Genomic DNA, 17,174 nt, shown 5'->3' with positions numbered 1-17,174 from the left:
CGGCCGCCTCCGACACCAGCCGCCACAGGTCGACCCGGCTGACCGGGTCCACGCCGGTGCTCGGCTCGTCCAGCACCAGCAGCCGGGGGTCGGGCAGCATCGCGAGCACGAAGCCGAGCTTGCGCCGCATCCCGCCGGACAGCTGACCGGACAGCCGGTCGCGCACGTCCGCCAGCCCGGCTCGCTGCAGCAGCGGGTCGGCCCGCGAGCGCAGCGCGTCGCCGCGCAGGCCGTAGGTGCCGCCGACGAAGTCGACGTTCTGCTGCACGGTGAGGTCGAGCCAGGACCCGGCACTCGCCGGGAGGTAGCCGATCTCCTGCGGGGGCGGAGCCTCGACCGTCCCAGAGTCGAGGACGACCTCGCCGACCATGGCGCGCAGCAGCGTGGACTTGCCTGCCCCGTCGCCCCCGACCACCGCGGTGACCCGGCCGGCCGGCACCGGCAGGGTCACGTCGTCCAGTGCGGTCACGTGGCCGAAGCGGACCGTCGCACCGGTGAGCCCGTACGTCACGACGACGCCCCGGCGGCTGCCGTCGCCTTCGCCCGGTGGTGTCGCCGGCGACCCGGGGCGAGGTCGCGCCGGAACCGCAGCACCGCACCGGTGAACACCACGAGCGCCATCAGGGTGAGCATGAGGAACGGCAGCCACAGCGAGTCGATCGGGGCGCCGCGCAGCATGATCCCCTGGGAGATCATCGTGAAGTAGGTGAGGGGCAGGAAGAACGCGATCCAGCGCACGCCCGCGGCCATCGCGTCCAGCGGGAAGATCATGCCGGACAGCAGGATCTGCGGGAGCAGGAAGAAGAAGGCCAACTGGATGGCCTGCCCCGCGTTCTGCGACACCGTCGAGATGAACACGCCGAGGCCTAGGACGACGAACAGGAACAGCCCTGCTCCCAGTGCGAACGCGAACGGGTTGCCGTTGAACGGGACCCCGAACAGCCACATCCCCAGCAGCGTCACCACCGCCATGTCCAGCGACGCGAGCAGGAAGTACGGGGCGATCTTCCCGAGGATCACCGCACTGGGCTTGATGGGCATGACCGCCAACTGCTCGAGCGTGCCCGTCTGGCGCTCCCGCACCAGGCCGATGCTGGTGATGATCGTGCCGATGAACGTGAGGATGAGGCCGATGATCGCCGGGACCATCACCCAGGACGTCTTCAGGTCCGGGTTGTAGAGGACCTCGGTGGTCACCTGGTCGCCGAGCCGGTTGAGGACCGAGACGATCGACTGGGCGGCGAACAGGTTCGAGCCGTCGACCAGCGCCAGCACCGGGGTGCTGCCGGTGACGAATGCGACGTCGACCTCGTTGCGCTGGATCAGCGTCTCGGCGTCGGCCTGGGTGTCGTCCGGTGCCACCACGGTGACGTCGAAGAAGTCGGGCAGCAGCTGCTGGGCCTGCTCGGCCTGCGGCCCCACCACGGCGGTGGGGACCGAGTCCACCGAGAAGTTCGCCGCGTAGCCGAACACGATGAGCAGCAGCAGCGGCATCGCGATCAGCATGGCCAGGGTCCGGTGGTCCCGCCGCAGCTCGCGGAACTCCTTGACGATCATCGCGCGCATACCGGCGACGCTAGGACTCCCGCGTCATGAAGTCAACAGTTGTTGAGTTCATCCCTCCACGCCAGCCGAGCGACCTCCGCTGCCTCCCCCACCCCTCGACGGAATGAGTCCCCACGTCGTTTGGGGGGCCCATGTCGGGCCGCAAGCAACGTGGGGACTCATTCCGCCGCGGAAGGGCGGGGGGTACGGGGTGGGAACGCGGGGTGGAACTGTGCGCGGCGGTCAGGCGCGGGAGACCAGGGCGGCGGCGCGGGCGTACGCGCGCAGCCGCACCACCTCGGGTGCCGTGGTGTCGGCGAGGACCGCCAGCAGGGCCGGGGCGGCGTCGCGCCGCGCGGCCTCGCGGGACAGGTCGGCGACGGCCGCCTCGTACGGGCCGAAGCCCTCCTCCGCCAGCGCGTGACCGAGCTCGGCCAGGGCCCACGGGTAGGTGACGACGGAGTCCGCAGGACGGGTGTCCTCAAACGCCCGGGCAGCGGTGGTCGGGTGGGCGGTGGGGTGGGTGGTGACGGTCATGGCGACCTCCTCTCGTGGTGTCTTCGTCCACGACGGTAGGTCGGGCAGGTCCATTACGTAAAGCGATATCTCGTCATACTCATCATCGGCTAGTCTTATCGACATGGCCGGCGTCCGGGACCTCGAGATCCGTCACCTGCTCGCGCTGCGGGCCGTCGCCGAGGAGGGGTCGTTCGGCCGCGCCGGCGCGCGGCTGGGCTTCTCCCAGGCGGCGATCAGCCAGCAGATCGCCGGGCTGGAGCGGGCGATCGGACAGCCGGTGTTCGACCGGCCGGGCGGCCCGCGGCCGGTCGAGATCACCCCGGCCGGTGCGCTGCTGCTCGAGCACGCGCGGGCGATCCTGGACCGGCTGGTGCTGGCCGAGCACGAGCTGGCCGAGCTGCGCGCCGGCACCCACGGTCGCCTGGTGGTGGGGACCTTCCAGTCGGTGTCGGTGAAGCTGCTGCCGTCGGTCGTCGGGCTGGTCCTGGCAGAGTCGCCCGAGCTGGACATCACGCTGTTCGAGTCCGACGTGAACGAGGAGCTGATCGAGCGGCTCGCCGACGGCGACCTCGACCTGTCCTTCCTGGTCGGTCCGGTCGACGACGACCGCCTGGAGCTGGTCGAGCTGGGCCGCGACCCGTTCGTGGTGCTGCTGCCGGCGGGCACGGCCGACGCGGACTCCTACGCGACCACCGACCTGTCCGGGGCGTCGATGATCGGGCAGCAGGAGTCGTCCTGCCAGACCCGGATCGATGACGGCCTGCGCGCGGTCGGGGTCGCTCCGCGCTATGTGTTCCGCTCGAACGACAACTCCGCGGTGCAGGCCATGGTCCGCGCCGGTATGGGGTCCGCGATCCTGCCGCTACTCGCCGTGGACCTCGACGACCCGGGGGTGGACGTGCGGCCGCTGGACCCGCCGCTGGAGCCGCGGCAGGTGCTGGTGGCGACCCGGCAGGGGCGCACCCACGCACCCGCGGTGGACCGCTTCATCGCACTGAGCCAGGAGGTGGCCGCTCGGGTGGCCGCGACGGCGCCGGCGACGCGGCGCCCGCCTGCTCCGCACCCCGCGGAAGCCTCCTGGCCGCGTCAGAGGGTTGTCCGCGGCCGCACCTCGTGTCACTGGCGTCCCATCACCCGGATCGTGTTCCCCCTCTCGTCCGCGCCACGCCGCCCGAGTTGGGCACACGATCCGCATAGCGGATCGTGTGCCCAACTGGCGGCGGGGTCAGCGCAGCTCGTACTGGCCGGGCTCGGAGTCGCCCACGATGCGGGCCAGTTGCGGCACCACGAGGAACCAGGTGATGACGTGCATCACCGACAGCCAGATCCGGGTCGACCAGAGGACGTCCGGCGGCTGGACCAGCGGGATCCACAGCGAGGCGGCCGCCACGGCGGTCCCCACCCAGAACGCGATCCGGCGCGCCCCCCGTCGCCCCAGCAACAGCGCCGTGAGCAGGGCGCCGGCCATGGCCGCGGCGATCGGCACCAGCAGCGGCAGCAGCCAGGAGACCTCGCGCAGCTCCGGCGCGAAGCCCACCTGGATCTCCATCGGGACGCCGAGCAGCCGCGCCAGCAGGTAGACCAGCAGGCTGAGCACGCCGGACCAGATGCCGGTCACCGCCCCGGCGTAGGCCAGGTCGTTGGTGTGCGGCACCGAGTCCGGCGGAGGCCCGACCGGCGTGACGCTGCCCGCCCACGGCGGGGCATCCCGACGACCCACGGCCCACCTCCTCTGCACGCGCGCCGACCGTGACCGTGGCACCGTAGCGCCCCGGGGGCCACTCGCCCGCACGGTCCCGTCAGCGCGCCGCCCCGACCACCCCCCGCGGCAGGGGCCGGACCGCGACCGGCTCGCGGAGTGGGGCCGTGGCGAACCGCCGCAGCCCGTCGCGGGCGTCGACGGCTGCGCGGAACCCGAACGCCTGCCACGCCCGCACCGGGCTCGCCGTGACGTGCCGGACGTCTCCCACCCGGTACTCCCCGGTGACCCGCGGCCGGGGCGCGCCCGCCCCGAAGGCGGACCCGACCGCCTCGGCCATCTCAGCCACGGTGCACACCCGTCCCGAGGCGACGTTGTACGCACCGCCGATGCGACCGGGTGCGGTCAGCGCCAGTACGTTCGCCGCGGCCACATCGTCCACGTGCACGAAGTCCCGCCGCTGGGCGCCGTCCTCGAAGACCCGGGGTGCGACACCGGCCTCGTACATACTGCGCACGATGCTGGCCACGCCGGCGTACGGCGTGTCCCGGGGCATCCGCGGGCCGTAGACGTTGTGGTAGCGCAGCGAGACCACGTCGGCGCCGGACACCGCGGCGTACGCAGCGGCCAGGTGCTCCTGGTGCACCTTCGTCGCCGCGTACACGTTGCGGGGGTCGCACGGCACATCCTCCGTGACCAGCCGCGGCTCCAGCGGGCCGCCGCACGCGGGGCAGGGCGGTTCGAACCGCCCCGCGTCGAGGTCGGAGACCGACCTCGGTCCGGGTGCCACGGCTGCGTGCGTGGGGCAGCGGTACGCCCCCTCGCCGTACACGACCATGCTCGACGCCTGGACGAACCGACCCCGGAACCCGTTGCGGTGCAGCGCCCGTAGCACCGTGGCGGTGCCCATGTCGTTGTCGTCGACGTAGCGGGTCACGTCGTCGAAGTCCACCCCCAGCCCGACCCGCGCCGCCTGGTGGCAGACCGCGTCCACACCGGCGCTGATGCGCTCCAGCACCCCGAGGTCCTGCACCGCGACCCGCACGTGCTCGGCCGCCGGGTTGAGGTAGTCGGGCACCACGGAGTGCGCGGCGTCGCTGACGACGTCGACGCTGACGACGTCGTGCCCCTCGGCGACGAGCAGGTCGACCACGTGGGAGCCGATGAACCCCGCTCCGCCGGTCACCAGGACCCTCACGACGCCTCCCGCAGGTCGTCCGCCAGTCCGCGCACGGTCCGCCCGAAGGACCCGTGGGGCGCGAGCCCGGCCACCGTGACGGCGTCCGTCCAGGTGTCCACGTCGACGACCTCCGGCAGCGGTCGGGGGTCGAGACCGAGCTGCCGCATCCGTCGCCGCTGCGTCTCTCCGGTCACCGCCGTGCTCATCGGGACCCCGTCGAACACCTCCGGCCGCGGGCGGTCCATCCCCAGCGCCCACCAGCCGCCGTCGGGGCACCGGCCGAGCACGCCCCTTCCACCCGACAGCTCGAGGTCGCCCAAGGCCTCGTCGAGGTCCGGGCCGGACACCTGCGGGGTGTCCATTCCGATCTGGAGGGTCGGGCCCGAGCAGTGGGACCACGCCCGCGCGAGCCGCTCCGCGAACGTCCGCCCGGACTGCGGCAGCACCGTGAAGCCGGCGGGCAGCCAGGGGCCGGGTGCCCCGTCGAGGGCGAGGACGCGGGTCGTCGCGCCGCTGCGCGCGACCGCCACCAGCGTGTCCGCCAGGGCCGCGGTCGCCACGTCGCACGCCTGTGCGTGCGTCAGCGGCGGACACAGCCGGGTCTTCACCAGGCCGGGCCGGGGCTCCTTGGCCATCACCAGCACGTTCATGAGTACTCCCGGAGCAGGCGGGACATGTCACGCGCGGCCCGGGCGCTGCCGCGCACCGTGCCGCTCACCTTCGAGCGTCCGATCCGGGGCCGGTACGGCACCGGCCGCTCCTCGATCCGCCAGCCGGCGCGGGCGGCGCGCAGCACCATCTCCAGCGGCCAGCCGAAGCGGCGGTCGCGCAGGCCGAGCGCCAGCAGGTCCTCGCGGGGTGCCGCCCGCATCGGACCGAGGTCCCGCAGCGGGACGTCCGAGCCCCGCCGCACCCGGTACGCCAGGTAGTGGTTCGCCGCTGTGGCGTGCCAGGGCATCGCCCCGGGCGCGGCGACCCGCCGGCCGAGGACGAGGTCCGCGCGGCCGTCCAGCACCGGCCCGCACACGACGGGCAGGTCGCCCGGGTCGAGGCTGGCGTCGGCGTCGAGGAACGCCACGACTGGCGCCGTCGCCGAGAGCAGGCCGGCGAAGCACGCGGCGCCGAACCCGCGGGCCGGCTCCGACACGACCACGGCGCCGAGCGACCGCGCCACGTCCGCGGACCCGTCGCTCGACCCGTTGTCGACCACGATCGGGCGGAACCCGTCCGGCATCCGCGTCAGCACCCACGGCAGAGCGGCCGCCTCGTCGAGGACGGGCAGCACGACGTCGACCCGCGCGGTCACGGGGTCCCCACCACGACCGAGCGGTCCAGCAGCGGCAGCACGTCCGGCAGCCGGGACGTGCGTACGTACAGCAACGCAGGTCGGGTGGCGACGTCGGCGACCGGTTCGAGAGCGTCGTCCGGCACGACGCGCGTCGACACCAGGGTGAAGTCACGCTGCAGCGCCGGCCCGAACAGGTGGGCGTCGTCGGCCGAGTCCAGCACGAGGGCCGACACTCCCGTCAGGCTCCACGGCAGGTCGCGCTGCAGCGCGTCGCGAGCCGGTCCCGGGCGGGTGGCCAGCATGTCGTTCACGGCGATCAGGGAGGCGTGCCCGGGCCGGTCCGCCAGCCGCAGGTAGTACGGGTGCGACGGCACCAGCACCCGGTCCGGGAGGGACGCGAGCAGGGCGACGAGACGGTCACCGGCGGCGCGGTCTGCCGCCGTGGGCAGCGGCCGCGGGTTCCACAGCACCAGGACCGCGCTCTGCAGGGCCACGGCGACCGACAGCACCATCGCGGTCGCGACACGAGAGGCATCGGCGTGACCGAGGGCCGCGGCGACGGCCACGCCGACCAGGAGAGCGGTGCCCGCGTGGGCCGGGATGGCGACGTTGCCGCCCCCACCCTCGTGCAGGCGCCCAGCCACTCCGGCCAGCCACAGCCCGGCCACGGCGGCGTAGACCGGCCCCGCGTCGGGCAGGCGCCACCGCGGAATCGGGCGACGGCCTCGCCGGAGGCCCAGCCACGCCAGCGCCGCGAGCACGACCGCGAACGGCAGCACGACGTCGGCGACCCAGAAGTTCACCAGCCAGCGCGCCACCACGCCGTGGCCCACCAGCTGCAGCAGCACCGAGCGGCTGTACCAGCCGCCGGTCACCAGGTCGCCGGCGAGCACGGACAGCAGGGATCCGCCGACCGTGACGGCCGTCGCCACCCAGCCCGCCCGGGGTCGTCGGACCACCAGCCAGACCAGCAGCGGGGCCGCGGCGACCAGCGCGTTCTGCTTGGTGAGGAACGCCGCCACGACCAGCAGCCCGACGACACCGCCGCCGGCACCGCCGCGGGCGTACGTCGCCGCCAGGACCGCAGCCAGCAGCAGCGCGATCAGCAGGGAGTCGACACGTGCGGTGTCGAACCACAGGTCGGACACCCAGTACGTGGCGGCGAACAGGCCGGCCGCGACCATGGCCGCGGTCCGGTCGCCCGTCACCCGACGCACGATGAGGCCCAGCAGCACGATGGCTGCGACGCTGGCCAGCAGTGACACTGCGCGCATCGCGGTGAGGCTCACGCCGGTCACGTGGAACACGTTGCCGGACAACCAGAAGTACAGCGGCGGGTACGGCCACGGGACGAAGTCCGTCGAGGGCGGCCCGTACAGCGGCAGCCCGTCGGTCACCCGAGCGGCGACCTCCACCGTGCTGCCCTCGAAGTACGACAGCTCGTACGGGTACCCGATCCGCTGCAGCGCCACCACGAGGTACGCGAGCACGGGCAGAACCGACACGGCCCGCAGCAGCCGCTCCGGCCACGACGCAACGGCCCGGGCGACGACGTGACGCCGCCGCGGGACGGCAGCGGGTCCGCGCCGTCCCGCGGGCGAACCCGTCCGCACGTCGGACACCACGGCGTTGACGCTACGAGCCGGAGGCCCGTCCGCGGCAGGGTGCGGCGGGCGGCGTAAGACTTCCGTAGCAACCTGCGGCGACGCGTCACGGGTCCGTAATCGCGCAGCCCTGTCCGTGCCCGGCCGGGACTCCTAGCGTGGCGGCATGCCCCTCCTGGTGAGTCCGACGAGATCGCGATTCCCGTTGCCCCACAGACTCTTTCAGGCATTGTCACGAGGCGGCCGTAAGCAGCGGCCCCACTGGCCGGAGTGCGCGGTGGTGGTCCAGGGCCACCTGGTGATGCTCGACCACCGTGGTCGGACCATGACCGTGGACACCCGGCGGTGGCACGGCGACGCCGACGAGGCCGACCACTCCGTCGTGGCGCGGACCCTCGGACCGGCGCTCGACATCGGGTGCGGCCCGGGACGAATGCTCACGGCCCTCGGCAGCGCCGGTGTCACGGCGATGGGGATCGACGTGAGCCCGGCGGCGGTCCGGCTGGCCCAGCAACGTGGAGAGGCCGTCGTCGCCGACGTGTTCGGGGCCGTCCCGCACCCCGGGGGCTGGCGGACGGCGCTGCTGCTCGACGGCAACATCGGCATCGGTGGGGATCCGGTTCGGTTGCTGCGCCGGGTCGCGGAGCTCGTGGCGCCACACGGCGACGCGCTGGTGGAGGTGGCCTGCGGGGACGACGGTGCGCTGGGTGGCCGCGTGGACCGGGTCCGCCTCGCCACCCGGGGGTCGGCCGGGTGGTTCTCCTGGGCGTGGGTCCCGGCGGAGGCGCTCCCCCGGGCCGCGCGCGCCAGCGGATGGGAAGTCCGGGAGCAGTGGCAACTGGACGGGCGCGCGTTCGCCCACCTGGTGCGGTCCGTGCGCGGCGACCGGCGCGACCGCGCCCCCGTGAGTGCGAGCCGGTCATGAATCTGCCGGGCAGGGGCGGCCCGCCGCCGCTGCCGATGTTCGCCGCGGATGCGTTCCCGAGCCGGGCCCGCAGCGAGTGGCTGACCGCCCGGCTGGGCACGCTGCTCGGGGCGGCGATCGCCGTCTGCTTCGCGACCGGCCTGGTCAGCCACCTGCACCAGAACCCGGTCAGCTGGCTGCCACTGCCGGCGGGCCCGGTCTGGGGCTACCGCGTCAGCCAGGGCCTGCACGTGGCCACCGGGTTGGCCGCCCTCCCTCTCCTGGTCGCCAAGCTGTGGTCGGTCTACCCGCGGCTGTTCGTCTGGCCACCGGTGCGGTCCTGGCGGCACGCGCTGGAGAGGGGCAGCGTCGCGCTGCTCGCCGCGGCCACCGGCTTCGAGCTCCTCACCGGCGTGCTCAACGTCGCGCACCTGTACCTGTGGCCCTTCTTCTTCCCCGCCGCCCACTACGCGGTGGCGTGGGTCGTGGCCGGGTCCGTGCTCGTCCACCTCGCGGTGAAGTGGCCCGCGATCGTCCGCGGCCTGCGGCACCACGACCGTCGTGCACCCGTGGACGACGCACGTGCCGAGGACCGTTCCCCGGAGGACGGCGCCACCGAGGCCCCGTCCGCCCCCGGCGGCACCGTCGGTCGGCGCGCCGTGCTGTGGGCCGCGGTGGGGGGCGCGGCAGCGATCACCGCCACCACCGTCGGGCAGACGCTGCGTCCGCTGGGCTGGGCCGGGCTGCTCGCGCCGCGGTCCCCGGAGCAGGCTCCCCAGGGGATGCCGGTGAACCGGACCGCCGCGGCCGCTGGCGTCGTCGCCGCCGGTGCAGACCCCGGCTACCGGCTCGTGGTGGCGGGTCCACGACTGGCGGAGTACTCGCTGGCGGACCTCCAGCGGCTCCCGCAGACGCAGGTGGACCTGCCGATCGCGTGCGTGGAGGGCTGGAGCGCGACCGGTCGCTGGAGCGGCATACGCCTGCGCGACCTGCTCGACCGCAGCGGCGTACCGGAGTCCGCGACCGTGCGCACGGTGTCGCTGGAGAGGGACGGTCTCTACGCCTCCGCGGAGGTCCCCCCGCAGTTCGCCCGCCACCCGGACACCCTCCTGGCGCTGCGCCTGGACGGTCGTGAGCTCACTCCGGACCACGGGTTCCCCGTACGGCTCATCGCGCCCAACCGTCCCGGGGTACTCCAGACCAAGTGGGTCGGGCGGGTGGAGGTCGTGGCATGAGTCGTGGCATGACCGGTCGCGTCGTCGTCGCCGGCGCCGGAGTCCTCCTCATCGGCGTGGGTCTGGCGCAACTCATGGCGTCGACGCCGACCGGGCCTCCCCGGTCGGGGTGGCGGCGTGGTTGGTGGGTGCCCTGGTCCTGGACGACCTGTGCTCGTCCCGCTGGTGCTCCTCGGCGGCTGGGTGGCCACGCGGGCGTCCCCGGCGGGTCCGGGTCCCGGTGCAGGTGGCTCTGGTGCTGCTGGGTGCCCTGCTCCTGGTGGGCGTCCCGTTCGCCCTCGCCCGCCCGGAGGCAGGCGGCACGCTGCTGGTACAGCCATGCGGCTGGAACCTGGTGCTGCTGGCCGTCGGCCTGGCCGTGGGGACCGTCGTCACTTGGTCGTGTTGGTCCGACGTCAGTCGCCGTACGGCGCTCCCGGAGCGAAGGGGTCGGGCTGAGGATCGCGTCGCTCGGACGTCGCGGGACACTGGCGGCATGGACCTAGCGCACGCCTCAGCCGTGGTCACCGGTGCCGCCTCCGGACTGGGACGGGCGACCGCGGGCCGACTCGCCGCCGAGGGGGCGGCCGTCGTGCTCGTCGACCTGCCCGCGTCACCGGGGAGGCTGCCGCGGAGAGTCCGGGCGGCCGGCGGCAGTCGCCGTGTTCGTCAGCCGACGTCACGGCGGAGGACGACGTGCGGGCTGCGGTGGCCGCGGCTGCCGGGCTGGCGCCGCTGCGGGTCGCCGGTCAGCTGCGCCGGCGTCGCCCCGTCGGTACGCGTGCTGGGCCGCGCGGGGGTTCACCCCAGGACGTGTTCGAGCACACCGTCGCGGTCAACCTGGTCGGGTCGTTCAACCTGCTCCGGCTGGCCGCCGAGACGATGGCCGCGCAGGAGCCGGACGGGGACGACCGCGGCGTCGTGGTGCTGACCGCCTCGATCTGCGCGGCGTACGACGGCCAGGTCGGGCAGGTGGACGTGCTCTTGGCCTTGGCCGCCTTGAGGCTGTGGAACTTGACCAGGTGCGAGCGCTTCTCGGGGGACAGCCCTGCCTTGGCGCGCACCGTGTAGGTGATCGGGGAGGCGGCGGACACCCCCGCGGCCGTGGTGGCCGGAGGGACGGACACCGCCGTCGCGGCGGGCGGAGCGAGCAGCGCGGCGCCCGCCAGAACCGTGGCGGCCGAGAGAAGGACGGAGGTGGTGCGGGCTGCGGTGCTCATCATGGTCCAGTGATCGGAGGCCATGGCATCCGTCTTGAGGACCAAAGACCCCGAACGGCAACGGGTTTGACCGCCGCGGGACGGCCCTCGCCACGCTCGGTGTCGTCGTCACCCGTTCGGAGCAGCGGGTGGCATCACGCTGAGTGAGCGCCCGGAGGCTGTAGACCACCCCTCACTCAGGGTGTGACTCAGGTCACGCTTGCGTTTGTTACCGGCGAGTAGCATCATGGGGGTTACCGACGGGTAACCGCCGTCGGGCGGGCTTACCCCGGGGAGGGCTTCGGGGGCCCCGTCACTCACCGAACGCCGAGGCGGAGAGCGATGACCCACTACAAGTCCAACCTGCGCGACCTGGAGTTCAACCTCTTCGAGGTGTTCGGAGCCCAGGACCGGATGGGGGTCGGCCCCTTCCACGACATGGACCCCGAGACGGCCAAGCACGTGCTGCAGGAGGTCGAGCGGCTGGCCGCCGGTCCGCTGGCGGAGTCCTTCGCCGACGCCGACCGCAACCCGCCGGTGTTCGACCCGGCGACCAACTCGGTGACCATCCCCGAGTCGTTCAAGAAGTCCTTCCGCGCGCTCATGGACGCGGAGTGGTGGCGGCTGGACCTGCCGGAGCACCTCGGCGGCACCGGCGCGCCCCCGTCGCTGCGCTGGGCGGCCGCGGAGATGCTGCTCGGCTCCAACCCGGCCGCGTTCATGTACATGTCCGGCCCCGGCTTCGCCGCGATCCTGGACCACCTCGGCAACGACGAGCAGAAGCGCTGGGCCGAGCTGATGATCGACAAGGGCTGGGGGGCCACCATGGTCCTCACCGAGCCCGACGCCGGCTCCGACGTGGGCGCAGGCCGCACCAAGGCCTTCGACAACGGTGACGGCACCTGGCGGATCGAGGGCGTGAAGCGGTTCATCACCTCCGCCGAGCACGACATGGCCGACAACATCGTCCACCTGGTGCTGGCCCGTCCCGAGGGCGCCGGGCCCGGCACCAAGGGCCTGTCGCTGTTCCTCGTGCCCAAGTACTTCGTCGACCTCGAGACGGGTGAGCTGAAGGGCCGCAACGGCGCCTACGTCACCAACGTCGAGAAGAAGATGGGCATCAAGGTCTCCACGACCTGCGAGGTCACCTTCGGCGAGAAGGAGCCGGCCATCGGGTGGCTCGTCGGCGACGTGCACGACGGCATCGCGCAGATGTTCAAGGTCATCGAGTACGCCCGGATGATGGTGGGCACCAAGGCCATCGCGACGCTGTCGACCGGCTACCTCAACGCGCTGGACTACGCGAAGAACCGCGTCCAGGGCGCCGACCTGACCCAGATGATGGACAAGACCGCACCGCGCGTCACCATCACGCACCACCCCGACGTGCGCCGGATCCTGATGCTGCAGAAGGCGTACGCGGAGGGCATGCGCGCGCTGGTCGCCTACACGGCGTACTGGCAGGACCAGGTCTACCTCGGCGAGGCCGGGGTCGAGGGCGTCGACCTCGACATGGCCGAGCGGATGAACGACCTGCTGCTGCCGATCGTGAAGGGCGTCGGCTCGGAGCGGTCGTACGAGATGCTCGCCCTGTCGCTGCAGACGCTGGGCGGCTCGGGCTTCCTGCAGGACTACCCGATCGAGCAGTACATCCGCGACGCGAAGATCGACTCGCTGTACGAGGGCACCACAGCCATCCAGGGCCTGGACTTCTTCTTCCGGAAGATGGTCCGGGACCAGTTCAAGGCGGTCTTCCACCTCGCCGCCGAGATCACCGAGACCGTCAAGGGCGACACCGGCAACGGCCAGCTCGCGGCGGAGCGGGAGCTGCTCGGCAAGGCGCTGGAGGACGTGCAGGCGATCATCGGCGCGATGGGCCAGTGGGCGATGGCCTCGCAGCAGGACGTGGCCGAGATCTACAAGGTCGGCCAGAACGCCGTACGGCTGCTCATGGCCACCGGCGACCTGGTCATCGGCTGGCTGCTGCTGCGCCAGGCCGAGGTCGCGATCACCGCGCTCGAGGGCACCCCCAACGGGCGCGACAAGGCCTTCTACGAGGGCAAGGTCGCTGTGGCGAAGTGGTTCGCGCGCAACCGGCTGCCGCTACTGTCCGCCGAGCGGGCGGTCGCGGAGGCCACCGACAACGCGCTCATGGAGCTGCCGGAGGAGTCCTTCTGAGGGTCCCTGGGCGCCGAGTGCCAGTTCGTGTGTCACTCGGCGCCCAGGTCACCCCTTGCGCGCGATTCCCATGCCGAAGCGGAACTCAGGGTCCATGCCCTGGGACTCCATGAAACGCGTGTAGCCAACCGACGCCTGCCAATCGCTGTCGTCGCAATCGTCCACAAGGACCACCCCCCCGTCCGCCAAGAGGGGCCAGACCAGTTCGAGGCCCTTCTCGATCGGCTCCGACAGGTCAACGTCCAGCAGCACCGCCGCAATCTGTTGGGGAAGTTGCCCGGGATCGACAGCAGTGATGTCACCGCGGACCAACTCGACGCGCTCCGCACCGTGCTGCTTGAGGACCTGCCGTACCAGCCCCATGGAGTTGGCAGAGAACTGAGTTCGCTGTGAGGCCGGCGTTCCCAGCCCCTGATCCGTGTCGAACTGTGACTCCACGAAGCCGCCGAAGGTGTCGATACACACGTACCTACGGTCTATTCCCGCCGCCTCGAGGAAGCGGCTGGACCACGCAGCCGTCCCGCCCGCCGCGCATCCGATCTCAACCACAGCACCCGGAACCAGACGCGCTTTCAGGAGAGTGTCCGCCCACAAGTAGAGCCTCTCCGGACGCAGTCCGATAGGCGGATAGCGGAAGATGAGAGGCGCGAGCGCCCGCTTCGCACTGTAGCGCCCGACAGTCGTTAGCCTCTTCAGCATCAAGTCCCCAATGGCCCGCAGTTGCGCTCGTTGACACCCTTTGGCACTCGCAGAAAGGAACCCCGAGGCAGCGGACCGCTGACGGGTCAGCACCATGAGAGCCGTCGGACCCGAGGGAGCCTGCCAGCAGATCCGTCGTGCTGCAAGAGATGGTCGACCACGCTCCTGACGCCCGACGTAGGTCGGCGCCCACGTGTTCGCGCGCATCGGGCGATCGCGGGCGGACAGGAGCCCCTGGTGGCGAGCGCGAGGGCCGTCCCCGGCCCTGACCACCTCGCCGGCAATCGGCGCAGGAGCGGAGCCTGGCGGCCGAGGAGGAGCTCGGGGCCTCCGGTTCTGAATGTCGCCTGCGGGGCCCCGCCACGTCAAGAGCCCGTCACAAGCCACGCCGGTCGGGGACTGTCAACCTTCGACGCCGCCGCGCCCGCGGGCCACATCCCGGTTGGGTGCTCCTAACGGTCGAGGGGGCTGCTCACGCCGTCGACGACGACCTCCCCGCGGAGGCCGCCGACCAGATCCCCGCCGTCGGGGGTATGGATCACCACGCCGGACAGGTACGCCACGTCCACGGGCTGGTCGGACGCCAGCCCGTCCACCAGCGCCCGCAGGTCAGCGACCGCGACGTCGCGGGCCGCCTCGGTCAGCTCCGACAGGGTGGGCACCCGGCCGTAGCGCAGGTACGACACCAGGCGCGTGCGCAGCAGTGACATCTCCAGGTCCAGCGGATCCAGCGCCAGGTCCAGGCGCCCGTCCGCGAGCTCCTGCCCGAGCGCGGCGAGCGCGCCGCATGCCGCGGACGGACCGTGCATGCCGGGTCGCATCACCCGGCCGACCGTCCCGTCATCGTCGATGCCAATGTGCGGGAAGCAGAACGCGACGAACCGGTGCCGGCCGTCCTCGCCCGGCGCGTGGCCCAGCGCGGCCGCGATCCCGGTCCGCCCGAGGAACACCATCCCTGCCAGCGCGCCTAGGTCGAAGGGCGCACCCCACGCGTCGGTCACCGCCTCGGCGAAGCCGAGCATGAGCTCGTCGCGGCATACCCCGAGCAGCGGCAGCGCGTTGGACTGGTGGAACCCCGCGCGGGCCAGCGACCACTGCGACCACCGGACCACGTCCCCGACGCCCACGTGGTCGGGGTAGAGCTCCGCCAGCGACGCGCGGGCGGCGGACGACAGGCCGGTCGCCCCGGCGGCGCGACGGTGCGGGCTCACCCGCGCATTGTTGCCGTTCAGCCGACCGAGCCGAGCGGAAGCACCAACTCCGACGCGCCGCGGGCGACGAGCCGTACGGGCACGCCCCAGTCCTGCTGGTGCACGTGACAGGCCGGGAACTCCACGGCCGGGTCGTGGTCGCACGACGCCGCCCGGGCGGATACGTGCAGGACCCCGCTGTCGACGCCCGCCGCCTCCGGCGCGGCCAGCACCAGCTCACGCACCAGGTCCGTGCCGGCCCCGGCCCCGCGCACCAGCAGGGACTCCGGCGACGAGGAGACCACCAGGTACGACGCGGGCCCGTACCGGTCGTCGAGGACCTGTCCCGCGGGCGGAGCGAACGCGACCTCCAGCCGGACCCGGCCCGGCGCCAGGTCCATCGCGGGCCGTTGGCTCCGATGCCGGTCCCCCCTGTGGCGCACCACCTCGTCGGGGAGCGGCACCCGGGTGACCCGGTGCGCCGCGGACTCCACGACGAGCAGTGCCACGCCGTCCGCGGTGACGACCGCGTCGCTGGGCTCCGCCAGCCCGGCCGCGAGGGTGGCGACCGTGCGCGTCACGGGGTCGAAGACCCGCAGCGCGCCGTTGTACGTGTCGCACAACGCAATCGAGCCGTCGGGCAGTGGCACCAGTCCCAGCGGGTGCTGCAGCAGTGCCTCGTCGGCCGGGCCGTCGACGTGCCCGAAGTCGAACAGCCCGCTGCCTACCTCGGTGTGGACCAGCCCGTTGCGCAGCCGCCGCAACGAGGAGGTCTCCGCGTCGACCAGCCACAGCGTCTCGCCGTCGTCGGACACCGCGAGTCCGGAGGGCTGCGCGAACCAGGCGCGCGACGGCTCGCCGTCGACCAGGCCCTCCTGGGTCGTGCCCGCCAGCACCTCGACCCGTCCGGTCAGCGGGTCGAAGGCCCACAGCTGGTGCACCCCGGCCATCGCCACCACGACCGTCCCGCGCGCCGGCCACCAGGCGCAGTCCCAGGGACTCGACAGGGGCACGTCGGCGCCCGGCCCGGTGTCCGGGTCTCCGCGCATCCACTGCCGACCGGTTCCCGCGACGGTCCGTACGGAGCCGTCGGCCACCGAGACCCCGCGCAGCGCGTGGTTGACGGTGTCCGCCACGACCACGTCGTAGCCCACCCGCTCGGCGACCTCCGGCGGCAGCAGGCACGCGCCGCCGGGCTCGGCGAAGCGGGCCGCGTCCGGTGCGCCGTCGACCAGACCCCGCTGTCCCGGGACGCCGACGCGGGCCAGGACGGACCCGTCCGCCGGGTCCAGCAGCGCCAGCGCGTGCGCGCCGGTGTCGGACACCAGCAGCCGGCCGTCGGGCAGCAGCAGCGCCTTCCCCGGGAAGGTGAGGTCACCGGGCGGCACCGGCTCCGGCCGGTACGGGGAGTCGCCGCGGCGCAGCGTCCCCGCCGCCGCGTGCTCGGCCACCAGCCGCTCGACCAGGACCCGCAGGGCGTGCTCGTGGCCCTCCCCGCTGAACTGCCCGACCACGTACCCCTGCGGGTCGACCACGACCAGCGTCGGCCAGGCGCGGACCGCGTAGCGGCCCCAGGTCACCAGGTCCGGGTCGTCGAGTACCGGGTGGGCGACGTCGTAGCGCTGCACCGCGGCGCGCAGCGCGTCGTGGTCGGCCTCGTGCACGAACTTCGGCGAGTGCACCCCCACGACGACGAGCACGTCGGCGAACTCGCGCTCGAGCTCTCGCAGCTCGTCCAGCACGTGCAGGCAGTTCACGCAGCAGAAGGTCCAGAAGTCCAGCAGCACGATGCGACCGCGCAGGTCGGCCAGCGACAGCGCGGCACCGCCGGTGTTGAGCCAGCCACCGGCGCCCGCGAGCTCCGGCGCGCGCACCCGTGGGACGGACATGGCCGGACCCTACGACGCGTCCCCGCCGCCCGCGGACTTGGCCGAACCCGCCCTCGACCTATACCC

Annotated in this window: 16 protein-coding genes; 4 read left to right on the top strand and 12 right to left on the bottom strand. The window is 73.0% G+C overall.

Annotation, left to right across the window (positions count from 1 at the left end; translation table 11 throughout):
• From R2737_16315 to R2737_16275, 9 genes are all read right to left on the bottom strand, one after another.
• On the bottom strand, positions 1-511 hold a 511-nt coding region (locus R2737_16315), incomplete at its 3' end, for an ABC transporter ATP-binding protein (protein ID MEZ5117826.1).
• Positions 508-1,566, bottom strand: a complete 1,059-nt coding sequence (locus R2737_16310; protein MEZ5117825.1) for an ABC transporter permease — start codon at positions 1,564-1,566, stop codon at positions 508-510. The genes R2737_16310 and R2737_16315, both read right to left, overlap by 4 nt.
• 222 nt (positions 1,567-1,788) lie before the next feature.
• On the bottom strand, positions 1,789-2,082 hold the full coding sequence (locus tag R2737_16305) for a hypothetical protein (protein ID MEZ5117824.1): 294 nt from the start codon (positions 2,080-2,082) through the stop codon (positions 1,789-1,791).
• An 82-nt stretch (positions 2,083-2,164) separates the two neighbouring features.
• Positions 2,165-2,479, bottom strand: coding sequence for a hypothetical protein (locus R2737_16300; GenBank protein MEZ5117823.1), 315 nt, complete (start codon positions 2,477-2,479; stop codon positions 2,165-2,167).
• Positions 2,480-3,289: 810 nt separating this feature from the next.
• Positions 3,290-3,784, bottom strand: coding sequence for a DUF6069 family protein (locus R2737_16295; protein ID MEZ5117822.1), 495 nt, complete (start codon positions 3,782-3,784; stop codon positions 3,290-3,292).
• A 79-nt stretch (positions 3,785-3,863) separates the two neighbouring features.
• A complete protein-coding gene (locus tag R2737_16290; GenBank protein MEZ5117821.1) occupies positions 3,864-4,961 on the bottom strand; it encodes an NAD-dependent epimerase/dehydratase family protein in 1,098 nt (365 codons plus the stop codon).
• On the bottom strand, positions 4,958-5,593 hold the full coding sequence (locus R2737_16285) for a DUF2064 domain-containing protein (GenBank protein ID MEZ5117820.1): 636 nt from the start codon (positions 5,591-5,593) through the stop codon (positions 4,958-4,960). The genes R2737_16290 and R2737_16285 overlap by 4 nt, the downstream gene beginning before the upstream one ends.
• A complete protein-coding gene (locus R2737_16280; GenBank protein MEZ5117819.1) occupies positions 5,590-6,249 on the bottom strand; it encodes a glycosyltransferase family 2 protein in 660 nt (219 codons plus the stop codon). Before R2737_16280 ends, R2737_16285 begins: the two co-directional genes overlap by 4 nt.
• The gene (locus R2737_16275) at positions 6,246-7,856 is read right to left on the bottom strand and encodes a glycosyltransferase family 39 protein (protein ID MEZ5117818.1); all 1,611 of its coding nucleotides are present in this window, start codon (positions 7,854-7,856) and stop codon (positions 6,246-6,248) included. Before R2737_16275 ends, R2737_16280 begins: the two co-directional genes overlap by 4 nt.
• Before the next feature lie 304 nt (positions 7,857-8,160).
• Between R2737_16275 and R2737_16270 the strand changes: the two genes are divergently transcribed.
• The 4 genes from R2737_16270 to R2737_16255 all read left to right on the top strand — a co-directional run bounded on the left by R2737_16270 (position 8,161) and on the right by R2737_16255 (position 13,330).
• Positions 8,161-8,760, top strand: a complete 600-nt coding sequence (locus R2737_16270) for a methyltransferase domain-containing protein (GenBank protein MEZ5117817.1) — start codon at positions 8,161-8,163, stop codon at positions 8,758-8,760.
• Entirely contained in the window at positions 8,757-9,974 is a 1,218-nt protein-coding gene (locus R2737_16265) for a molybdopterin-dependent oxidoreductase (protein MEZ5117816.1), read from the top strand. The genes R2737_16270 and R2737_16265 overlap by 4 nt, the downstream gene beginning before the upstream one ends.
• A gap of 792 nt (positions 9,975-10,766) precedes the next feature.
• On the top strand, positions 10,767-11,024 hold the full coding sequence (locus tag R2737_16260; protein MEZ5117815.1) for a hypothetical protein: 258 nt from the start codon (positions 10,767-10,769) through the stop codon (positions 11,022-11,024).
• Between the two features lie 470 nt (positions 11,025-11,494).
• The gene (locus R2737_16255) at positions 11,495-13,330 is read left to right on the top strand and encodes an acyl-CoA dehydrogenase (protein ID MEZ5117814.1); all 1,836 of its coding nucleotides are present in this window, start codon (positions 11,495-11,497) and stop codon (positions 13,328-13,330) included.
• 48 nt (positions 13,331-13,378) lie between these two features.
• Here R2737_16255 and R2737_16250 read toward each other — a convergent pair whose 3' ends face one another.
• From R2737_16250 to R2737_16240, 3 genes are all read right to left on the bottom strand, one after another.
• Positions 13,379-14,029, bottom strand: coding sequence for a class I SAM-dependent methyltransferase (locus R2737_16250; protein MEZ5117813.1), 651 nt, complete (start codon positions 14,027-14,029; stop codon positions 13,379-13,381).
• A gap of 452 nt (positions 14,030-14,481) precedes the next feature.
• Entirely contained in the window at positions 14,482-15,240 is a 759-nt protein-coding gene (locus R2737_16245; GenBank protein MEZ5117812.1) for a hypothetical protein, read from the bottom strand.
• A 17-nt stretch (positions 15,241-15,257) separates the two neighbouring features.
• On the bottom strand, positions 15,258-17,108 hold the full coding sequence (locus R2737_16240; protein ID MEZ5117811.1) for an NHL domain-containing thioredoxin family protein: 1,851 nt from the start codon (positions 17,106-17,108) through the stop codon (positions 15,258-15,260).
• Between the last annotated feature and the right edge of the window lie 66 nt (positions 17,109-17,174).

The organism is Candidatus Nanopelagicales bacterium (assembly GCA_041393815.1).
In the GTDB taxonomy this organism is placed as follows: Bacteria; Actinomycetota; Actinomycetes; order S36-B12; family JAWKJK01; genus JAWKJK01.
This window is presented reverse-complemented; position numbering and strand designations above follow the sequence as displayed.